The organism is Bacillus sp. GMs2/2 (genome assembly GCF_050172095.1).
Classification (GTDB): Bacteria; Bacillota; Bacilli; order Bacillales; family Bacillaceae_G; genus Bacillus_A; species Bacillus_A cereus.
Genome location: NZ_JBNLYE010000014.1, coordinates 1 through 21,741, shown reverse-complemented (window position 1 = coordinate 21,741; position 21,741 = coordinate 1). Strand labels below are relative to the sequence as shown.

Sequence of the window (21,741 nt, the reverse complement as noted above, 5' to 3'; positions counted from 1 at the left end):
GCTAGGTACATGGAAGTTGTGAAGAGTGGTGTGAATTTGAGACGAAAAAAATCATGGATATATGGTTTGATTGTAGGGTTTATGTTGGTCGGTTTTTTCTTGTTCTTTACCTCGAAATTATATGTACCTTACGAAGAACCGGTTTATCATACAGAACTAAAAAAGCCGGTTGCGTTATTTGGAAGTCGAACAATGACAGTGGAAAGAAGAGCGTATGATCCAGCTTCTCATACAATAGAAATGTTTCTTCATGTAGAGGGGGCAGATGGCGAGCAATATCAGTTTCAAGCGCAAGAAAAAGTAAATCCAAATCTTCAATTACCGGTGAAAGTTGTGTATCAGGATGATGAGAATCTTGTTGTACAAGTGAAAGAATTATCTCCTAAATGGCAAGCAGTTGCGCTTGATGTATTTGAAAAAAATATTCGAGATGTGACGCTAGAGACAAAGCAAAAGACGGAAGAAGAAAAAGAAGTTTCAAAAGAAGATGACAAGCAAACATTCTTAAAATCATTCTTCTCCGATCAAAACAAAACAGATGTAGAAGAAGGGATTTCACAAAAAAGTAAAGGCTCTTATGCGAAAGTATTCATTGGTATCGAGCAAAAAACATTAAAAGAAAAAGTAAAACAATACGATGCAATGATGAAACAAGAAACATCTAAACAAACACAGTGGCAAGAGCAAATCACAGAATGGAAGAATGACGCTAAGTATCAAACGGAAACGGAAAAGATGGAAAATGATGCAAAAATCAATTCAAAAGAAACGAATATTAAGCAATCAAAAGACAAGGTTGAACTATACAAATGGGAGCAAGGGCAGGTCAAAGAAAAGATAAAAAAATTAGATGAGAAGGCAAAAGATGCGGAGCGGTTATGAAAAAAGTTGGGTCGACCATGACTCGACTTTCTTTATTTATGACTCCACCTCGAGTCAACCTATGCAGAAAAGTGGGTCGACCGTGACTCAACTAAAGGGGAATTTGAGTCGACCTCGACTCGACTTTTCGGAGTTCTTCTTGTTCCCACGGTTTCGCTAGGCTTTGCCTAGCTTCACACCCTAGGTGGGAACAAAAACCCCTTATGCTCTTCTCTCTCTTTTTGAGTGGAGATCCCGAATTTAGAGGAGGAAGTGAAAATGGAGGTAAGAGTTCGAAATATGAATCCAGTTGCGGTAAAACGAATTGATGAAATCGCAAAAGCAAAAGGGCTTTCAAGAGATAAATTCTTGAGAGGTCAACTGGAGACCTTAGCGTTTTATCAGGAACAACAAAATCGTGAATTGTATCTTCAACAGTTGCTCGAAAAAAATATCTATGCGATGGAAAGTTGTTTCGAAGCTGTAAAGGAGATGAATGCATTTTTAAAGCTCATGACAGAGGATGAAGAGGCATGAGTGTTTCAACAAGTCCTATGCAAGCGAAAGTGACGCCAGGGGTTGTAACAGTCTCTAAATTTGTGACAGCAGATGGAGAAAGTTTTCAAAATTATGTGGAGTATATTGACAGAGAAGAAGCAAAAAAAGAAGGGCAAGCACACAAAAGAATGTTTTCTCTGTATCAAGATTACATGGGAGATTCTGAAAAGACGTCCGCTTTATTTACAGAACAGAGTAACAGTTTGAATAAAAAGGAAAAGAAAGACCTAAAAAAGATGTTTCAGCTCGCCCAAAAGAATAACAGTATCATGTGGCAAGATGTGATTACATTTGATAACCAATGGCTTGCAGAACATGGCATATATGACCCGAAAACACGTACAGTTGATGATAAAAAATTGATGGATGTTACTCGCTTATCCATGAAAGAAATGTTGAAAAGAGAACGATTAGAACATACAGCAGTTTGGTCAGGAGCGATTCATTATAATACGGATAACATTCATATTCATATCGCAACAGTGGAGCCATATCCAACGAGAGACCGTGGCAAGAGAAAACAAACAACATTAGATGCGATGAAAGCGAAAGTGGCTCAAAATATTATGGATCGTGGGCAAGAACAAAAACAGATTAACGATTTGATTCGAAAGAATATGGTTGATAAAAAGAAAGATGATTCCACATTGAAGTGGCGCAATCGAGAGTTGAAACCATTATTCCAGTTCATTTATAAACGTTTACCAGAAGATAAAAGGCAATGGCAATACAGTTACAGTACATTGCGTCCTCTTCGTCCTCATCTTGATGCATTGACGCAAAAATATATTGAGAAGCATCATAAAGAAGATTATAAACAGTTTCTTCAAAAGTTAGATAAAGAGGTGGATGTATTAAAGCGAGCATATGGAGAAGGTTCTGGTGATAAGAAACGATATGAAAATTATAAGGAAAATAAAATAGAAGAGCTTCACAAGCGAATGGGAAACGCATTTTTACAAGAGATGAAAGCGTACGATAAGGAACGACAGCGCATTGATAAAATGTTAGACCGAAAGCCTAGAGAGCGAAAGAACTTTCAGAAAAATGTTTCGATGCAATATGCACTCAAAAAGATGGAGGGCGCATTTAAAAGTGAATATGAAAGTTGGAAAAACCAACGTTATTATGAGCGTCTTCAGAGGGACATCCAACAGCAAAATGAGAGGGGATATGAACGATGAAAGAAAATGAGGTAAAGCGGTTATTTACGATTGATGAAGAAACAGATCATTACTTTAGGGCTTATATGGAAGAACATCAAATTCGATATAACGGTGTAGCACTTGCCAAAATGTGTAGAGATCATGAGCAAGCAAAACAACAAGAATGGTCGCTTCGTTATATTACAGAAGTTGTGACAAAACATCTTCATGAAGTATTAAAAGAAGAGCTGACAAAAATCCGACTCGGTACCAATAGTGCGGATAAAAATACGCAAATGTTACTTGAGTTTATGAATGGGATTTATGAACATGAAAATTATCAAGGCGTTTGTACAACTGATATCGCAGAAACAGAAGCAACAAAGCATATAAGAAAAGTAGTAGAAGATAGAATTGCACATAAAAGACAAAAGAAAGTAGATCATCAGGCGTCCAGAGGACAAAAGGAAACAGTATTTATACCTGTTGATGAAATCAATTGATAAGGAAGTGAATGAGAGATGGGATCTTCAGGAATTGAACCAATTGTAACCGTGCCCAATTCGTTAGGTATGGTTGCTGTCTTTCTGTTAATCATTTGTGTAGGAGTAATCAGCATGTTAGTCATTGAAAAGGAATGGAAACAACTTGTGCGTTTATTGGTGTTAGGTTGCATAGTGGGTGTAGGGTTACTCTGTTTATATGTAACGAAGGTTGTAACGGATACATTGTTTCTGTTACACTGCGCAGGGACTGCAATTCCATTTGTATGGCTAGGTAGTATGGTAGAGTGGAACGCAAAAGTAAAGAACAAGGAATTAAGATAGGTATCTTATATCAGCAAAGGGGAAACGAAGATGTTATTATTTCACGAAGATATTGAACTTGGAATCATAAAATTTATTGGCGAAAAAGAAGTCACTTTTGAAGTGGGCAATCAAGAAGTTACAATCCAGTTAACAGAAGAGGAAGAAAAAGAGCTATTCAATTATATTGAGCTTCCGCAAAATGATTTACTCATTCCTATTAATATGAAAACTCGTACAATATGTGTTCCAACAGATTTAGAAACCTGGAATGAAGAAACGATGGATGAATTAATAGAAGCTTCATCAAAGGGAGCGGAAAACAATGAGTAAGAAGCGTTCCCCTGTTTCATTTGAAGAGAAAAAACAAAAGGTAGAAGCACTGACGAAAAAGATGGAAAAAAGTATAGAAGGCTACTTTCGTTCACCAGAAGATTTAAAAGAGTATTTATCATTTATGGCAAAATTTTATCGCTATTCGCCATCTAACATTGCATTAATACAGAGTCAATTTGAGGGATCCAAAGCCGTGGGTTCCTTTTCTTTTTGGAAAGAAAAAGGATTTTCGGTTAATAAGGGTGAGAAAGGAATACAGATCCTTGTTCCGAACCGGACAACAGCAAAATTTAAAGACAAAACCGGCACTTGGAAACCTGTTGCAAAAGCAAGTGAAGAAGAGAAAAAACAGATTGAATCTAAAAAGGTAGACGTCAAACCAGGTCGATTATATTTCTCTGTCGGCTATGTGTTTGATGTGTCTCAGACGAACGTAAAAGCTGAAGATTTACCTCGTATTTTTCCAAACCGTTGGCTAGAAGGAAGCGTAGGGGATTACAAGAGTTTATACAAAGGAATGGAGGCTATTGCTGAAAAAAACGGCGTGAAAATTATTGAACCAAAACAAGAACTTGGGGTTGCAAAGGGGGTGAGTTACACCTTAACAAAAGAGGTGGCTTTAAATCCACGAAATAGTGAATTGCAAAATGTAAAAACGCTTCTTCATGAATTAGCCCATGCCAAACTTCATACAGCAGAAACGCATATGAATTACTCAGCATCTGAAAAAGAGTTTCAAGCAGAGATGACAGCTTATACGGTTTCTTCCTATTTTGGAATTGATACAAGCGAGTATTCGTTAGGTTATTTAGCGAACTGGACACAAGGAAAAGAGCTAAAAGATAAATCTAAATTATTAAAAGAAGTACATGAAACTTCTACTGAATTTATTGAAACGATTGAAAACACTTTGGAAAAAGTGAAAGAGCAAATACATGAAAAAGAGGTGGAAAGTATGACAAATATAAAGGATATGGATCATGATAGTTTGAAAGAAACACCAGCTCATTTAATAACGATTGAAGTCTTGGATAAGGATATACAAGATGAGGAAGTCGCAAGAATACACATGATGGATGCCGTGACAAAAGAAATCAACTATTTATCAGTATGGAATCCTGATAAGTCTGATCGAGAAGATTTATATGTTTCTTTAATGGAGAAAAACGGTAATCGAGAAAATGTCTATTTGGACAATATTTTGAAATCAGATGTATATGAAAAAGTTCAGAATTCCATCTTCGACGGAGAAGGCAATCAATCGTTTCTTCTACATGAGAAAGATGCAAAAATGAGTCTGGATGAAATAGTAAAAGATGAACGATATGGCATTTTAGTTGATAAGGGAGAGGAGCAAAAAAATCCATCGTTTAGTGAAAAAGAAGTGGAATTGTATAAAGAAATGAAGAAAGAAGGATATGCGTCCATTGACTCCCTTGAACAAAAAATAAACCCACTTCCGCACACAGCTAAACATGTTACGGCTTCTATGGAAAAAGAATTGGGTGGAAAGTATGAAGCATTTAAGCGAGCGCAATCTCATGAAACAGTAAACGATATTGATAGTATTATCCATCGTGTACAAATGGAAGAACGGTATTTTGCGACGAAACATGTAGCGATTGATAATGAACTCATCACACAAGAGTCTGTCACACAATTAGAACATAAAGTGCAAGAAAAGTTGAATAAAGAAGGAGTTACGGCTACAAAACAAACTGAATCTAAAGTGGTTGATCGTGAGAAACAGTTTAAACCATTCTCGAACTTTGCACAATTCCAAAATGTAACAAAGAAAAAGAAACAGGAAGTGGAATTGGAGCGATAATCATTTTGTTTTCACAATTAAATGAAGAAAAATAGTCATCACTTATCCTTTTAAAACGGAAAGTGATTTTTTATTTTAAGGAGGAAGGCAAAAATGAGTATACAAGAACAAGTAAAACAAGAAGATGTAAAACAAGAAGATGTAAAACAAGAAGATGTAAAACATGCACTATATGAATATGCGATGAATACAGCTGGAAAAGAAAAAGAGAGGTTTCCAAAAGAGAATATGCAGGAGGTAAGACGAGGTGTCGAGCCAGGTATGACGCGTTTTGCAATTCCATCTGTGACAAGCGAAATGGACTGGGGGCAAGGAGATATCACAATTGATGTTCATCATGGTACAGGGAAAGTGAGAGTATATGAACAAGAAATAGATGGTGAGAATTGGTCGAAATCCTCTCTTCAAATTACAGGAGAAAAGCTGTTGTCTGATGTAGTGAAAAATATGATAAAACAAAGAGCTATTGAAAGGAAAGAAATGGACGAAACAGCCAATCCAAAGATGGAAAACCAAGTAGAACAGTCTTTTGAACCCCTAGAGCAATTACAGAAAAAAGATAAGGTAATGGTACCAAAAGAAAATCCGAAAGATGCTTATAAAGAGTCATACAAGGAACAAGTACTAGAAGAGATTGCTCCTTCTCAGGAGGAGGAACAATATAAAGAACAGTATAAGGCTGAAGTATTGGCAATATTGGGGAGTGATAAAGAGAAGTCATCGGATTCCAAAGAACAGGTATCAAAAGAAGAGAAAAAGGAAGATCGCCCAGGGAAACAAGAGGAAACGTATTCCAAGAGTCGGGAAGAACGTGTCAAAGAAATGAAAGAGTTTGAGAAAACACATTCTTATCCTGAAGTATATCGGTTGAAGAAGGAAGCTCTTCAGGAGTTAAAAGGAATGAATCTAACAGATTCTCAGCGTGAAAAGTTAACTAACCTGGAAAAAGCTTTAGATCAGGAAAAACAAGAATACGATAAAAAGAGCAATAAAGAATCCAGTCAGGAAAAAGAACCAAAAAACGAAAATAAATTCGCACAGATTTTCCATCGTTTTAAAGGGGTGAAAAAGAAAGAACAGCCAAAGGAAACGGAAATGGAACGTTCCTAATAAATAAATTGTAAGAAGAGTACTGTTAAACAGTGCTCTTCTTCTTTTTAACAATGAAAGGGGAGAAAAGAATGGTAAATATCGTTGAGATTGTAGACATCGATTATACCGGCGTATGGGCAGAAACGATAGGTGCAGAAGAACTAATTTTCATTTCTTTGCCGAAAGAAAAAATTCAAATGGCACGTGAGGTGTTATCAGAGAAAAAACAAATGTATGTCTTTCTACAGAAGGATTGGGAATGGAGAAAGATGTCATGAATCCCTGGTTATTTGCTGGTTGTATGTTACTTGTGGTCGTGACAATGAACATTTGTATATGGATGGGGAAATGCGCGATAAAATGGTTCAAATTACGGAGAATGAAACGGAAAAACGAATATGTTTACATACATGAGGAGGAATAGACAATGGGGAAAACATTATTTATTGCGGAAAAGCCAAAAGTTGCATATGAATTATTAAAATCACCACGTTTTCGAAATGCAGAAAAACATATGGGGAGTAAACCGTATTATGGATACTTTGAAAACCAGGAATATATTATTAGTTGGTGTTCGGGTCATTTATTAGAACTGAAGCATCCAGAAGAAATGGATGAAAAATACAAAGAATTTAAGTTTGAACATTTACCTATATTAGTAGAACCAGAGTATAAGGTAAAACCAGATTATATTGAACAAATCAATACACTAGTAGGGCTATTACAGCGTCAAGATGTAGATCATGTGGTCAACGCTTGTGATGGAGACCGTGAAGGTGAGCTGATTTATCGTGAAATGTATGAGTATGCGGGCGTAAATAAACGACAATCTCGTCTTTGGCTTTCTTCTTATGAACCAGCAGAATTAGAGGCTGGATTGAATCGATTAGAGCCAGGAGAACACTATGACGGACTTGCAAACTCCGCAAAAGCAAGGCAATACCTGGACTATCTTCTCGGAATGAATGTGACGAGAGGGTGTACAACGAAACTTGCTAAAAATCAATTCTTATTGGCAACGGGGCGTGTGCAAATGTGTCTGTTACATGAGATTTGGCAACGTGAAGTAGCAATAGAGAATTATAGAGAACAAACCTACTATAATTTGAAGCTCATCACAGACAATGGCTTAGAGGCAATCATGAAGACAGAAGACCAATTATTAGATCCGACTCCTTTGCAAAAGCTCGGTGCTAAATTAGTTGGTACAGCATTAACGGTAACGGAGTTTAAGGAGAGTACCAGAAAAAAGAAACCAAAATTGTTATATAACCTGACGGATTTGTATAAAGAGGCACATTCAAAATTGAAAGTGAGTGCAGAGACCGCAAAAAAACATATTCAGAGTTTATATGAAGAAGGTTGGATTTCGTATCCTCGTTCATCGTCCAGGCATTTGCCAACGGAAAAGGTAGGCAGAGTACAAGAAGTATTCCAAGCCTTGCAGTCTACCAATTATGCGGATTTGGTGCAACTTGTAGATACGCATACCATTACAGAAAAACATGCCACTTTTAACGATGAACTTGTAGATAGTCACTTTGCCATCATCCCGACAACAAAACCATATGACGGGACCAATAGAAAACCATTAGAAATTCAATTATATGACCTCATTGTGAAACGATTTATTGGGAATTTTATGCCACCGGCTGTTTATTTGGTACGTGAGGTACAGTTTATGGATCAAGAGGAAAACACATATAGTACAAAAGAGAAAGTTCTTCAAGAGAAGGGATTTTTAAGCGTATTTCATGAGGACATGGAAGAAGGTTCTGTGGAAAGCTTTCAAATCCCTTTTTTATATGAAGGAGACTCATTCCAAATCGTAAAACATGACTTAGTTCAGTCGAAAACAAAGAAACCAGCATTTCATACTGAAAGTTCCATTCTAACGTTTATGGAGACCGCCGGTCGTAAATTAGATGATGACCATTTAAAAGAGTTAATGAAAGGAAAACGGATTGGAACAGTCGCAACAGAAGAGACGTTCATTCCTAAGCTTGCAACGAGAAATTACATCACAGTTACTAATGGCCAGATTCGTACAACGAAAATTGGTCGTGCATTTGTAGAGAAATTTCCGATAGATGAAATCAAAAATCCAGCTTATACGGCTGAAATGGAAGGGATGATTCATATGATCGAAAAGAAAGAAATGCCATACGGTGAGTTTGTGGAAAATACAAATACTTTTGTGAAAGATACGGTTGCGAAGCTGGGAGAAACAGAAGAAAAAGTAGCGGATGAAATGATTTTGAATTGGAATCAACAAATTGAAGTATGCCGTTGTCCATGTAAAAAGGGGAAAATCCTTCATAAAGGAAACTTCTATGGGTGCAGTAACTATCCTGAGTGTGAGATCCGTATGCCAAAGAAAATTAAAGAAAAAGCGATTCCTGAAGCACAAATAAAAAAGCTATTTGAAAGCAAGAAAACGGATCTGTTAAAAGGCTTTAAATCCGGTGAGAAAGAGTTTTCAGCATATTTGGTGCTACGAGAAGGGAAAGTGCAATTCCAGTTTCCGACGACAGAAGAGCTGTCTCTTGGGAAGTGTCCAGACTGTAAAAAAGGGGATATTCTTCATCGGAAAACATTTTTCGGATGCACAGAATATAAAAATGGCTGTAAGTTCATGTTGCCAGCCAAAATCAAAGAAAAAGCGATTCCTCCTTCTCAAATGAAGAAGATCTTGAAAGGACAATGCTCAGACTTTATTCAAGGATTTAAAGGGGAAAAGGGTGAATTTACGGCGGCACTTTATTTGGATAAAGAGGGATTAAAGTTTCGTTTTCCAACAATAGAAGATCGAACGCTAGGGAAATGTCCGCTGTGTAAGAGCCGAGTGATTGTAGGGAAAACAAACTACTTATGTGAACAGTATAAGAAGACTTGTGAATTCATTATTCCAGGAGTCGTGTCTGGAAAGAAAATTAGTAGTAGCAATGTGATCAAATTATTAGAAAAAAATATGACGGATCAAATTAAAGGGTTTGAAGCCAAAAAAACAGGGAAGAAATTTGATGCTCGGTTATCTTACAGTACACAAGAGAAACGATTGAAATTTTTATTCGGTAAATAATGTAGAGAACTGATACAAACAGTTCTCTTTTTTTATTCTTGAAACCATTCACAACAAGGGGAGGTGCCAACATGACATATCGACTGGCAGAGGAGGAAGTCATGAAAGCAAAAGATGTGGATTTGTTGTCGTATTTAGAAGCCAAAGGGGAGAAATTTCAAAAAGAGGGAAACTACTACCGACATACAGAGCACGATAGCTTATTAATTCGTGACAATATGTATGCATGGAATAGCCGAGGGGAGAAAGGATATGGAGCCATAAGTTTTGCGAGAATGTACTATGGCATGTCTTTTCAAGAAGCTGTCCGTGATGTGAATCTTGGTGATTATCCAACCTTTACATCTTCTAAGGAAGAAGAGCCGAAACAAGACGAGCCATTTCGCTATCCAGGACATTTAGAAGTCCAGGATAAACAAGCGATTAAGCAGTATTTAACCCAGGAGCGTAAAATTGACTCCCGATTAGTCAATTGGCTGATTGGCCAAAACCTTATCGCACAAGATAAAAAGAAAAATGTCGTGTTTAAATGGCGGGAGAAAGGTGGAACCGGGGATATAGTAGGTGCAGAACGACAAGGGACGGTTAAGATGGAGAATAAGCGAGGCTCATTTAAACAAATCTTACCGAATGGAAAACCGCATACAGGATTTACAGTGGATGTTGGAAAACCAACATCCATTTATTATTTTGAGAGTCCCATTGATCTTCTTTCCTATTGGACGTTACAACAAGCCCGTCTTCAAAATGCCAGGCTCGTTAGTATGAATGGGCTGAAGATGAAGACAGTTTTACGTACATTTAAAGAGGCAAAGGATGAAGGACTTCCCGTGAATCGAATTGTCCTCGCGGTAGATAATGATAAAGCGGGGAAAGAGTTTACGGAAAAGATGGGAGCTTTAACGATTACACCACGTGTTCAAATGCATCTTCCATCACAGCAGAAAGATTGGAATGATGTACTGAAAGTAGTCATACAATCAACTGAAAAACAGCAACAACTTCACAAACAAATGCAACCACAGCAAAAGAAACAAGCGGTGCAAATACAGAAAAAGGAGATGGAACGAAGTGTCTAATACATTAGCGATGCCAGGAATACTACAGCTTTTTTTGTATGGAATGGGCTTATATATTATCTTTCATATCTTAAAATGGAGTTTTAGAAAAATACATGAAATTCGAATCTTGAAGAGGATGGCAAAGTCGGGGATTCAGTTCATTGATAAAATGGATGGGTTTCAATTTGAAGTGTATCTAAAGGCTCTCTTTCGAGAACTTGGATACCGTCCAGAGGTTACAAAGCGTTCTTGTGACTACGGCGTGGACGTCATATTAAAAGGGAAAAATCGTGTTGTTATCCAGGCGAAACGATACGGAATAAGAAACCGAGTTGGGATTCGAGCTGTGCAAGAGGTGTACGCAGGAAAAGCATACTACAAGGCTGATGAGGCGTGGATCGTAACCAATAGTGTATTTACAAAACAAGCTGAAGAACTAGCAAAAGTATGTCAGGTAAAGCTCATTGATCGATTGGAGCTTCAAAACTTAATTAACAAAGTAAATCCAGAACAAAAAGCAGAGGATGTGTATCAGCAAGTTGAGCCAGCAGAACGGAAATGTCCGGTTTGTAAACAGCAATTGGTGATTCGATATTCAAAGAAAAATGACAACAAGTTTTTTGGTTGTTCTCAATTCCCTTCTTGTACGCATACTGAAGCTATTAATAGATGAGCTGAAAGAACTATATTCAGCTCTTTTTTATTTTATTCAAAAATATGAAGTTCTTATAAAAACGGGTTCTCAGATTGCTCTGTATTGAATTTTATCATTGAACATAATGTAACAAGTATCGGATGGATGAAAACCTTATTTAAGGTAGTATATGAGCCTCAAATGGTATTTTAAAGTTTTCCGTGTTAATTAATATAAATTGGCACTTATTCTTCTGTAATAAAAAACAAAAATTTAGAAAATTCAACACCCAGACCTTGCAAGGTCGGATAATACGAGTTAAAATGACCTTATAAGAGCAAAAGAGATAAGGAGTGATTACTATGAAAAAGAGGTCAGGTGAAGTAATTCAAGACTTAAGACATTTCCTTACAAGAGGTCAAATTGGTTTCGATTTTAGTAATTTTAAGTATTATCAAATGTTTTGCAATGCGCTAGAAGCAACAGGCACACCATATCATTTGCAGGTCAATGAGTTAGAAAGAGATATGATAGTAATCAAAATGATGTAAAGAAAAGGAGGGAACAATGATGAAAATTAATACGCCAGAGTGGTTATCTTTGAGTAAGGAAATTAAAGTGAAACTCATTCGTTTGGCTATTTTAGAATCAAGATTTAAGTATCAAAAATAAAAACCCTCTGTTGCAAAAAGCAAACAAAGGGTATTTGAATGAGTATCGTACTGTGAAGGGAATCTAGCACATTCCCTTCACTAATCAGTATAGCATAAAAGGAAAACAACAAAGGAGATATTCATGAAAGAAATTGAGAAGTACATGACGCCAAGTGAAGCATCATTCTATTGGGGAATTCCTCGTGAAACGCTGAAACACAAAATCAGCCCTTCAGGTATGACTGAAAAGAAAGTAGTAGAGTTACAACGGATGTTAGATGAAGGCTTAATCAAATTCTTTTTACATCCAAAAGGAAAGCGGAAGGAATGGATTATTAGTCGTCAAGCCATGTATGAATGGTTTGGTGAACCTAAAAAATAAAGAGAACTAAGGGAGGAAATAAACATATGTCTTTAAATCGTACAATTTTAGTTGGTCGTCTTACAAAGGATCCTGATTTGCGTTACACGCCAAATGGGGTTGCGGTCGCAACATTTACGCTAGCTGTTAACCGTCAATTTAAGAAGGATGGACAGCAAGAAGCAGACTTCATAAATATTGTAGTGTGGAAAAGAATTGCAGAGAATGTAGCAAACTATCTAAAGAAAGGTAGCTTAGCTGGTGTAGATGGTCGTCTTCAAACACGTAATTATGATGGGCAAGACGGGAAGCGTGTATATGTTACTGAAGTAGTTGCCGAGAGTGTACAATTTTTAGAGCCACGTAATAGTGGTGGAGGAGAACGTAATTCATTCAATCAACAGCCAGTAGGAGCTGGTTTTGGTAATCAAGGTTCGAACTCATTTAATCAATCTAGTAACTCTGGCTTTAAAAAGAATGATGATCCATTCTCTAATTCAGGTCAACCAATTGATATTTCGGACGACGATTTACCTTTCTAACAAGTTGTTAGTGTGTATTTCTGGATGTTCATGTTTTTGATTTTTGAAGAAACCTTGTTAAAATAGATTTGATAAAAAGGGAGAGATTTGATGAAATCAACAGGAGTAGTTCGCAAAGTCGATGAATTGGGGCGTATTGTGCTTCCTAGGGAATTAAGGAATACCTTAGATATAGAGGCTAAAACACCAATTGAAATCTTTGTAGACGGAGAGAAAATTGTTTTACAGAAGTATCAACCTGATGGAATTTGCATGGTGACAGGAGAAGTTTCAGAACGTAATTTTGTATTAGCAAACGGTAAAATTATTGTCAGCTCAGAAGGGGCAGATTATCTGATGAAAGAATTGCAACAGTACTTAGTGAAATAAGGAATGGTTCATATGAAAAAGAAGAGAGATTAAGAATCCCTCTTCTTTTTATATATGTTAATCTATTTTACAGCCTCTTTTAGGCTTTTCCCCGCTTTAAATGCAGGTGTTTTTCCTCCAGGAATGAACATTTCTTCTCCTGTTTGAGGATTACGTCCTGTACGTGCAGAGCGTTCACGTACCTCAAATGTACCGAATCCAATTAATTGTACAGAGTCGCCTTTTGTTAGGGCTTGTGTAATTTGATCCAGAACAGCTTGCACAGATGCAGTTGCATCTTTTTGTGTTAAGTTTGCTTCCTGGGCAACTTGTTTGATAAGTTCTGTTTTATTCATATGTATACCTCCAGGTAATGATTCATTTTAGGTTGCTATTATAACGTTTTTACTAGAAATGTACAAATTCTCGTTTTGCTTGCAGAATCCGTTTTTGTGTAAGCATTTCTTCTCAATAATCGGATCGTTTAATCTTTTGCAAAGATTCTATTCCAAGTTGCAAATCACTTTTTTCCATTACCTTTTCATAGGTTCCCTCTTTTAATTCTTCCGTTAAAATTAAAATATCGGTTAAAGTATGGTGTAATTGTTGCACTTGTCCTTGAAGGCGTTCAATTTCACTTTGCTCGACAGGTGTTAAACGCTCTTCTTTTATCCATTTGGAAAGCTGTTCTTTAAATATCCATACAAATTCTAGTTGTTCCGTGTAAACACGGATGGTGCGTTGTATGATTGCATCATTCAACACATGAGGTTTGTTGCGGGCTTCTAAAAGATTTATATATTGTTCTTTAGCATCTGAAGATTGCCCATCAATTAGATTTGCAATGATAGGCAAGTTTTGGATAGGTTGCCAATTTGGGTGATTTTCCATGTATTTTTTCCTCCCATTCCTTTAATGTATTATAAAGGAATGATATCACAAAGAATTCAGATTTACAGGGAAGGTGTAAATAGTCACCCCCCACACCTATAATTTCACGTACCGTATTGTTTATAAAAACATACAACACATAACCCTAGTATACATTTAAATCTTATATTCTTGTGTTCTCAGTTATATAATACATAAGAAGAGGGCTGGCTAGAAATGGAATGAGGGGGAAGATGAATGAAAAAGAAAGTATATGCTGTGCGAAAAGGAAGGGAAACCGGTATTTTTTATTCTTGGAAAGAATGTGAGACGCATGTGAAAGGGTATTCAGGTGCCCAGTACCGCTCTTTTCCTTCTAAAAAAGAAGCACAACAATATTTGTCATCCACTCTCATTCAAAATAAAAAGCACCAGGTATCTCCTCCTTCTCAAAACATAAAAGAACAGCCAACAAAGTTACATTCTTCAGGTGTTTCACAAGAATCCATCGTAGAAGTTTATATTGATGGAAGTTATAACATGAAGCGAAAAATTGCAGGATATGGCTTAGTGATGATTGTTCAAAACCAAGTGTACTTAAAGGATTTCAGTGCCTATCCCTACCCAGATGTAACAGCTACTCATAATGTAGGTGCTGAGCTCATGGGTGCAAGACGTGCGGTAGAATTAGCTTTAGCGAATGGCTGGAAACACATGATTTTGTACTATGACTATACAGGTATTGAAAATTTCGCAACAAAAGCTTGGAGAGCTAAAAACCCTCAAACACAAGAGTACCAAGATTTTATGCAGAAATACATGCGGAATATCAATATACAATTTATAAAAGTAAAGGCTCATAGCGGTAATGAATTCAATGATTTAGCGGATCGCCTTGCAAAATATGCAACTAATTTATAAAAAATAGTTGGGTATGAATCCTATAATTGAACTTTGTATATAATTTTACATACCGTATTAATTAATAAAAAGAAAACCGACCAACATCATCTTCAGGGGTTGCTTCTTCTGTTTACTCTTCGCTACAATAGACATATAGAATACCGAAAAGAAAGGTGACTCTAACCATGAATCAACCTTTAGTGAATTTACGAGTCGATTTTGCATTTAAACAATTATTTGGCTCAAGAGGAAACGAACAGATTTTAATGCAATTCTTAAATGTTATCTTGGCGTCTTCTTTATCTTCACCGATTCAAAAATTGAAAATAGAAGACCCACACCTGCATAGAGAATATGAAAACGATAAGTTGTCTATCCTAGATGTACTAGCTACATTAGAGGATAAGACACAAATTTCAGTAGAAATACAACTCAATGACCAACATCACTTTTTAAAGCGTAGCTTGTATTACTGGAGTCGCTTATATGCATCCCAGTTACAAAAAGGTAACTCTTACGATGCACTTAGAAAAACGATAACCATTAATATATTGAACTTTCCTGTCTTTTCTGAGTATGAAAACTTCCATACAACAGGAAAGCTATGGGATATTCAGTTGCAAAAGTTACTATTAGATGATTTAGAACTCCATGTGATTGAAATTCCGAAATTAATGGATCAATGGAAAGAAGAGCAAGTGAATCCATGGGAAGATGCCTTTGTAAGATGGTTACTGTTATTATCTGCAAATGAGGATACACAATTAACACATACGCTGGAGGAGATTGCCATGAATCGAGATCCAATTTTAAAAGATGCGATGCAAAAGTGGGAAAAGATGAGTCAAGACCCTGCATTCCGTATGTCGTATGAAGCAAGACAGAAAGCCCTTATTGATGAAGCTTCTAAATTCAAATATGCCGAACAAAAAGGCATTGAAAAGGGTAAATTAGCTGAAAGAGAACAATTAATCCGTGGCATGCATAAAAACGGAATGGATATAGAAGATATTGCGAAGTTTACGAATATGGATATTACGGAAGTTCGTCATATTTTGGGACAATAAAAGGTAGACATCTCTTTCATAAGAGGTGCCTACCTTTTATTTGGGTTTCTTTGCCCATCCCCCGAAAAGGGGTATTAATACAAATTATGCCAAATTAGTAGTAGTTATCGTTTTGGATTACCTGGATCATTTGGTGCTAGTAAAACAACCTTATGTATAATAACAACGAGTTTTCTTAGTCCACCTGAAGGATTAACCTTACTAATTGATTTTTGTAACATTCTCCAGGAAAAAATGAAAAACCTTCGTCTTATCTTCTTTGATTAGAATACTCATAATAGGGGTCACCATATATGCCCATCAACTTAAGAACGGAAATAAAATAAATTTTTTTCATATAAACTAAAAAGCTCTTAAAATATTTGATTTCCTTAAAAATAGGCATACTAAATAAACCCTAACGGGTTTCATTTTTTTACTATGCAGCTTTCTTTTGTTTTCTCAATCCATTATACTCATAGACAACACCCAGAATATCAAAGACAGTTTTCTTCTCATATCTGTGAGATTTTCGTCCATTCTTCTGTAGAAGATGGAATAAGCGGATTAAAATCCTTGTTATTTCTCGGGTGTTTTGCTGTATAGCTTGATAAAGAATGTATAGATGGTCTTGAATCATTCCAATGGCTTTATATTCACTTAATTCTCTTTTCTTCTTTTGTAAAATTAATTGTCGCATCTTAAACATAGTAGAAGAACATAGAAAAATAGCGATGAGTTTTCCATAAATGTGGCATTCTAATCGCTCTCGTTTGATATTTTGCCAATCATGAATTTGAAATAAGGATTTCCAAGTTTTAAAGATAATTTCAATCTGCCAGCGAAGAGAATAAAAATCATGTATTTGTTCCATCGGTACCCATTCCAAAGGTGTATTGGTAACATAAATGTTCATACCAGCTAAGCGTTTACTTTTCTCTGAGTACGTAATACCCTTTTTACTTTCCGTATACACTTGTTTTTTCTTACGTTCTCGAAGTTGCTTTTCAGTTAATCGATATATAATAACTCGTGTAAATAGTTTTTTATCCTTTCCAATATAAGCTTCTGTTATTTCATGGACCTGTCCTGGTTTTAAGGTATTCATAATGTGTTCTAAATCAACTTTGATGTACTGAGATTGTTTTTTTACTGTCCCATTTCGAAAGTATTCAGGAAACTCATTTTTGATATACACCATATTATTTAGTTTAAGCCGCGATATATAATACACGCCACGTTGGTCCATTTGATCTAAATCATCCAGTGAATAATAGCCTAAATCCCGAATACATAGATCGCCAGGTCGTAATGTCGCTAAACATTCTGTTCCAAAGGTCTTATCATTGTTCTTCCCCGGTTCAACTTGAAAATTTAAAAACTGTCCGCTATGTAAATCATATTCTAATTGAATCTTTATACCCGCTGTTTGTGCACAACCACCTGACCCAGGATACACATTAGCTAAATGTTTTGGTACTTGAAAAATCGTTGCATCTAAAATACGAATCCGTTGAAAATAGGTGATTGAAGAGCTTGGAATCAATGATGTTTCACAAATTTTATTTTTTAATAATGTGGAGAAAATATGTTTTAAAAAGCAAACCGCCTTCTTATTGAAACGTTTATTGAGTCCTTCTGGACTCATAAGAGTTCCTGTAACAGCATGAAGTTGACTACACAGTCGAACTAATGAATCACTCGCAACACGTTGACTAACCCAGACACAGATAATAGCTAAATCATGACCTGAAAATTTACGCTTTCGTTGTACAAAAGTTAGTTCCCTAGCAAGATTCTCTAAAAATGAGGGAGTAAGATGTTGATGCAACTCTTCAGCAAATGATTGTAGTTCACCTTGAATCGAAAGATTCATAAAAAACGCCACCCTTTCTGTATATTTCTACAAAAAGAATAGCGTTTTTAAGGTCAAATTAATATGAGATTATATTGGTTTAATAAAATCCTATAAATTCTCTTATAGAGTTTAATCTTTGGGAACCGTATTATAATTTATAAGGATTATTCTTTGTTAAATTTTTTAATTCTTTTTCAAGGGAAAGCTTAAGGCTTTTCTTTTTCTTTTCAATGGATGTGATCTTATGAAAAGTTAACAAAGATAACATAGAGAATAATTTATAATATATCTCTGTAGATTCGTTCTTATTGTTTGAAATAATTTGCTCCATAGTATAGAATCTCCTTTTTTAACACAGTCCTATTTCTAATTTCAATACTTGGTTACTATTTTACCAATTTTTATTAAAATCTTCTACTTTACTAATTATTAATTCTTGATAATCTACATTCTAATTCTATATTTACCTTTAACAGTGCAATTTTTTTCATTTGGGGGATACTTCAAAATGTTAAGTTGATGGGCATGGGGTCACCATATCATTTCGGGAAAATTGTACGTTTAGACACAATTTGGACACAAAACAACCGATTTCCTGTACGTTAAGGAATCGGTTATTTATTTTATTGCTTTTTTATATAATTTTTATCTCGTAATGGTCTTAGATTATTGAAATTTGTTTTTTGGTTTAAGTTCCACACATAATTACCTGTCAATGTGATATGTTCCCAACCAAGTGGAGATATATGTTACGAAAAATCCTCTGAGATATTTACCTTTTTACACATAAAGCACCTACTGTAGGATATTTTCAACTTTGATAAGATGCAAATTTTTAAAGAAAGAAACTATTATGATTGCATTCTAGCACTGATAATTAGACAATATTAATTTACTCTAAGCCCTTTTGCATATACACATAAAATTCTATTTCATCTTTGTTAGTGTAAATGCCATATTGAAAATCATGCATTTCTAATATTCCTTTTACAATCGCTAAACCTAAACCTGTTCCAGATATGTCTTTACTTCTAGAGCTTTCTAAGACAAAAAATGGTTCCCAAATTTTCTCGATTTTAGTTGTAGTTGAAAATTCTATTCCATTTTTTATACTAAACAACAACTGTTCACGAGACTCCTCTAACTTAATTTCTATTTTTTGATTTGTTGTATATCTAATTGCATTTGAAATAAAGTTATTAAGAACCATTTCTATTTTTTCTTTATCACCAAATATAAGTAACGTATCTTGTGGATATTTTAAAAATACATCTATATTTTCGGATTTCATTTCAATTTCATGTGCTTCTAAAATATTGTGAATTTGTGATACTATATTAAATTGTTCTTTTTTTAATTCATTCCGTTCTATTTTTGCAAATTTCAAAAGTTCTTCAATTAAATTTGAGATGTTATCAGTTTGTTTAATAACAGTATCTAGATATGTTCCATCGTCTAACCCATCTTTGATTCCAAGAGAGTATGCTTTAATCAATGCAATAGGCGTTTTTAATTCATGTGTAATATCACCCATAACTCTTTTTAAATTTTCATTTCTGTGAGTTAAATCGTGATGGGCTTGGCATAGTTTATTACTCATTATATTTATACTCTCAGCCAGATCTTGAATTTCATCATTGGTTTTTATATTAGTTTGTTTAAAATCTAAGCTTGAAATATCTTTTGTAACTGTACTCAGTTGCTTTAAAGGATCCGTAATTTTTTTAGATTGTATCCATACTAAAATGATAATTATAACAATGGCAATACTAAAAACAAAAATATTGAAATTATTAAGTATCTTTATGATTTCATCTGAGTACGCCATAGATACCCCTACCACAATAAACATATCTTCTTTTGAAAGTACATTAGCAAAGAATTGTGCCTTTAATTTTCCTTGATCATATAGTTCACCGGCTTTTTCACCTTTTTCTACTTGTTTTAATTTTTCTATTCCAATCCAAAAACGATTCAATGTAACTCGCTTTTTTGAAAGTTCCTCACGTAAAGACCTGCTCAAATCATCTGCTTTGTTGGTTATAGGTGTATACACAATAGTTAGATTATAATTTTCCTCCATATTTTGAATGTTATCCATAAATTTTTCTTTTGATTGATTTTGTATTTGTGCTGTCACAGTATTAACTTTTTCTCGTGTTTTATATAAATAATATTTAGGTAAAAAATAATTTGTTAATAATAATGACAATGTAAAAATAAGAAAGATTATAATTGATATATTAATAAATAATTTTTGAGCAAGTTTACTCATACAGTTCCTCCAAATAAAATTCTATACTTCGAGCTATTTTTATGATTTAATTGCTTAATTTGAATACTACGGTAGAATAATTTTATTACTCCATTTGAAGCGGAAACAATCATATTTAGAATATTAGAAAACAAAACATTAGCTAAAATCGAAGTCATACATACGATAAAAAGGGCAAATTCTCTAAGGAGCAGAATTGTCCCACCTAGAGAATTTGTCCACCCAATGTTTTTGCACCAGAATCGGTTTGATTAGTCTAGATCTTTTAATGAACTCAAATCAGTAATTTCTCCATCTATCTTTATTTGTACTTTTTGCTTTGGATTCGCTGTTACCGTCCAAGCATTTGGTAAGAATCGGTCCTCATGAGATAGAGTAGAAGGTGAATTTTTAACTTCCCCACCTAAATATAGGGTAGCAGAAGAACCTCCATCCATGGCCATTGCATTTATAGCTCCTTTTTCATATAAAATATCTTGACATTCTTTCAACGTGGCGCCTATACTATGTGCCTGTCGACCATCTATAACTAGGAACATAATGGAGCCATCTTTTTTCTGGGCCATTATACTACGTGGTCCAGACCCCCAACCTCCGTCACCTTCTGTTATCATTTTTTTCCCATTTACAATGAGCTGTGGCATAAATCCTGCTGCGGATACAACATGTTTATCCAATAGTTGGTGTGGAGAGTAACTTCCAGTTATCATTTGACCAAATTTAGTTAATCCAGCAATGATGGCAGGAGAATCCTTATCGTGTCCTGTATCAATAATTTCTCCATTTTCTATTACAATTCCGCTTGCTACACTTCCCCCACCTCTACCAGTTTCATCAGCAAATCCACTCGCATTCACAGCAACAATAGCATCATTCCTTTTTGCCATTACGCTAATTTTTTCCCCCTTGTCTTTCCCCTGGGTACCTTGGTGGGTAACAAGTTTAACATTGAAAGGATTACTAATGGTCACTAATTTCCCTTCAAAATGAAAACGACTAGATTTGTTACTTTTAATGGTTTCAACATCGATTTTTAAAGGTTGTTTTTTTAATTCTTTTAATCTTTTTTCTGCTACTTTTTCATATACTCCATTATCACTATTTTCCCACTTCGGATTATTAACAATTTCCACCAATTTATCTAACTCTTTTTGAGATAAGAAGGTATAATTTACATATTGTGGATGTTGAGAAGTCAGTATGCTCTCAGCAAGGGTTATCCGAAGACCCCGACCGTATTCAGTACCAAATAGTATACCTATACCAATAAGAACGAAAATAAAAAGTAGGATAAAAAGCCTTTTTAAGAATTTCCTTAGATGTTTCACAGTTTTATCCTCCATCAATTGATTATTTGAGAAAGTATTTAAAATTTACTAAACGTCTGTATTTTTTATTTTGAATGTATTTTTCACCCACATAAGCTTCATTAGGATTCAATTATTGCATCTACTATTGAAACAATATCTCGAGCCATTGTAC

Annotated in this window: 24 protein-coding genes; 18 read left to right on the top strand and 6 right to left on the bottom strand. The window is 35.1% G+C overall.

What is annotated here, in order from left to right; genetic code table 11:
- Nucleotides 1-9 precede the first annotated feature (9 nt).
- From ACQGS6_RS04335 to ACQGS6_RS04260, 16 genes are all read left to right on the top strand, one after another.
- On the top strand, nt 10-882 hold the full coding sequence (locus ACQGS6_RS04335; protein WP_426964910.1) for a hypothetical protein: 873 nt from the start codon (nt 10-12) through the stop codon (nt 880-882).
- Nucleotides 883-1,140: 258 nt separating this feature from the next.
- Nucleotides 1,141-1,398, top strand: coding sequence for a hypothetical protein (locus tag ACQGS6_RS04330; protein ID WP_426964909.1), 258 nt, complete (start codon nt 1,141-1,143; stop codon nt 1,396-1,398).
- Entirely contained in the window at nt 1,395-2,603 is a 1,209-nt protein-coding gene (mobP2, locus tag ACQGS6_RS04325) for a MobP2 family relaxase (RefSeq protein ID WP_426964908.1), read from the top strand. Before ACQGS6_RS04330 ends, mobP2 begins: the two co-directional genes overlap by 4 nt.
- Complete coding sequence (locus ACQGS6_RS04320) at nt 2,600-3,067, top strand: hypothetical protein (protein WP_088070539.1); 468 nt, start codon at nt 2,600-2,602, stop codon at nt 3,065-3,067. The genes mobP2 and ACQGS6_RS04320 overlap by 4 nt, the downstream gene beginning before the upstream one ends.
- Before the next feature lie 18 nt (nt 3,068-3,085).
- A complete protein-coding gene (locus ACQGS6_RS04315) occupies nt 3,086-3,391 on the top strand; it encodes a hypothetical protein (protein WP_426964907.1) in 306 nt (101 codons plus the stop codon).
- A gap of 30 nt (nt 3,392-3,421) precedes the next feature.
- Nucleotides 3,422-3,703 carry a hypothetical protein gene (locus ACQGS6_RS04310; RefSeq protein ID WP_277547026.1) on the top strand — a complete coding sequence of 94 codons (282 nt, stop codon included), beginning with the start codon at nt 3,422-3,424 and terminating at the stop codon, nt 3,701-3,703.
- Nucleotides 3,696-5,534, top strand: a complete 1,839-nt coding sequence (locus tag ACQGS6_RS04305) for an ImmA/IrrE family metallo-endopeptidase (RefSeq protein ID WP_426964906.1) — start codon at nt 3,696-3,698, stop codon at nt 5,532-5,534. Before ACQGS6_RS04310 ends, ACQGS6_RS04305 begins: the two co-directional genes overlap by 8 nt.
- A 93-nt stretch (nt 5,535-5,627) precedes the next feature.
- A complete protein-coding gene (locus ACQGS6_RS04300) occupies nt 5,628-6,644 on the top strand; it encodes a hypothetical protein (RefSeq protein WP_426964905.1) in 1,017 nt (338 codons plus the stop codon).
- A 71-nt stretch (nt 6,645-6,715) separates the two neighbouring features.
- A complete protein-coding gene (locus ACQGS6_RS04295; protein ID WP_426964904.1) occupies nt 6,716-6,904 on the top strand; it encodes a hypothetical protein in 189 nt (62 codons plus the stop codon).
- Between the two features lie 149 nt (nt 6,905-7,053).
- Complete coding sequence (locus tag ACQGS6_RS04290) at nt 7,054-9,708, top strand: DNA topoisomerase (protein WP_426964903.1); 2,655 nt, start codon at nt 7,054-7,056, stop codon at nt 9,706-9,708.
- A 71-nt stretch (nt 9,709-9,779) separates the two neighbouring features.
- Nucleotides 9,780-10,787 carry a DUF3991 and toprim domain-containing protein gene (locus ACQGS6_RS04285; RefSeq protein ID WP_426964902.1) on the top strand — a complete coding sequence of 336 codons (1,008 nt, stop codon included), beginning with the start codon at nt 9,780-9,782 and terminating at the stop codon, nt 10,785-10,787.
- A complete protein-coding gene (locus ACQGS6_RS04280; RefSeq protein WP_426964901.1) occupies nt 10,780-11,442 on the top strand; it encodes a restriction endonuclease in 663 nt (220 codons plus the stop codon). The genes ACQGS6_RS04285 and ACQGS6_RS04280 overlap by 8 nt, the downstream gene beginning before the upstream one ends.
- 323 nt (nt 11,443-11,765) lie before the next feature.
- A complete protein-coding gene (locus ACQGS6_RS04275; protein ID WP_426964900.1) occupies nt 11,766-11,954 on the top strand; it encodes a hypothetical protein in 189 nt (62 codons plus the stop codon).
- Nucleotides 11,955-12,198: 244 nt separating this feature from the next.
- A complete protein-coding gene (locus tag ACQGS6_RS04270) occupies nt 12,199-12,438 on the top strand; it encodes a hypothetical protein (protein ID WP_002205092.1) in 240 nt (79 codons plus the stop codon).
- Nucleotides 12,439-12,464: 26 nt separating this feature from the next.
- On the top strand, nt 12,465-12,959 hold the full coding sequence (gene ssb / locus ACQGS6_RS04265; RefSeq protein WP_426964899.1) for a single-stranded DNA-binding protein: 495 nt from the start codon (nt 12,465-12,467) through the stop codon (nt 12,957-12,959).
- Nucleotides 12,960-13,049: 90 nt separating this feature from the next.
- Nucleotides 13,050-13,328, top strand: coding sequence for an AbrB/MazE/SpoVT family DNA-binding domain-containing protein (locus tag ACQGS6_RS04260; RefSeq protein WP_002205089.1), 279 nt, complete (start codon nt 13,050-13,052; stop codon nt 13,326-13,328).
- Nucleotides 13,329-13,390: 62 nt separating this feature from the next.
- On the opposite strand, the gene ACQGS6_RS04255 is transcribed toward ACQGS6_RS04260, so the two are convergent.
- Both ACQGS6_RS04255 and ACQGS6_RS04250 read right to left on the bottom strand, forming a co-directional pair.
- Entirely contained in the window at nt 13,391-13,663 is a 273-nt protein-coding gene (locus tag ACQGS6_RS04255; RefSeq protein WP_002205087.1) for an HU family DNA-binding protein, read from the bottom strand.
- 112 nt (nt 13,664-13,775) lie between these two features.
- Nucleotides 13,776-14,198 carry a hypothetical protein gene (locus tag ACQGS6_RS04250; protein ID WP_426964898.1) on the bottom strand — a complete coding sequence of 141 codons (423 nt, stop codon included), beginning with the start codon at nt 14,196-14,198 and terminating at the stop codon, nt 13,776-13,778.
- Between the two features lie 237 nt (nt 14,199-14,435).
- Between ACQGS6_RS04250 and ACQGS6_RS04245 the strand changes: the two genes are divergently transcribed.
- Nucleotides 14,436-15,098 (top strand): viroplasmin family protein, encoded by a 663-nt coding sequence (locus tag ACQGS6_RS04245; RefSeq protein WP_426964897.1) that lies wholly within the window; start codon nt 14,436-14,438, stop codon nt 15,096-15,098.
- A 167-nt stretch (nt 15,099-15,265) separates the two neighbouring features.
- Nucleotides 15,266-16,147 carry an Rpn family recombination-promoting nuclease/putative transposase gene (locus ACQGS6_RS04240; RefSeq protein WP_087994886.1) on the top strand — a complete coding sequence of 294 codons (882 nt, stop codon included), beginning with the start codon at nt 15,266-15,268 and terminating at the stop codon, nt 16,145-16,147.
- 418 nt (nt 16,148-16,565) lie between these two features.
- Here the strand turns inward: ACQGS6_RS04240 and ACQGS6_RS04235 are convergent, their stop codons facing one another.
- From ACQGS6_RS04235 to ACQGS6_RS04220, 4 genes are all read right to left on the bottom strand, one after another.
- Nucleotides 16,566-18,002, bottom strand: a complete 1,437-nt coding sequence (locus tag ACQGS6_RS04235) for an IS4-like element IS231E family transposase (RefSeq protein WP_426964896.1) — start codon at nt 18,000-18,002, stop codon at nt 16,566-16,568.
- Nucleotides 18,003-18,132: 130 nt separating this feature from the next.
- Nucleotides 18,133-18,315 (bottom strand): hypothetical protein, encoded by a 183-nt coding sequence (locus ACQGS6_RS04230; protein WP_231009079.1) that lies wholly within the window; start codon nt 18,313-18,315, stop codon nt 18,133-18,135.
- A 561-nt stretch (nt 18,316-18,876) separates the two neighbouring features.
- The gene (locus ACQGS6_RS04225; RefSeq protein ID WP_426964895.1) at nt 18,877-20,259 is read right to left on the bottom strand and encodes an ATP-binding protein; all 1,383 of its coding nucleotides are present in this window, start codon (nt 20,257-20,259) and stop codon (nt 18,877-18,879) included.
- A 251-nt stretch (nt 20,260-20,510) separates the two neighbouring features.
- A complete protein-coding gene (locus tag ACQGS6_RS04220) occupies nt 20,511-21,587 on the bottom strand; it encodes a phosphodiester glycosidase family protein (RefSeq protein ID WP_426964894.1) in 1,077 nt (358 codons plus the stop codon).
- Nucleotides 21,588-21,741 lie beyond the last annotated feature (154 nt).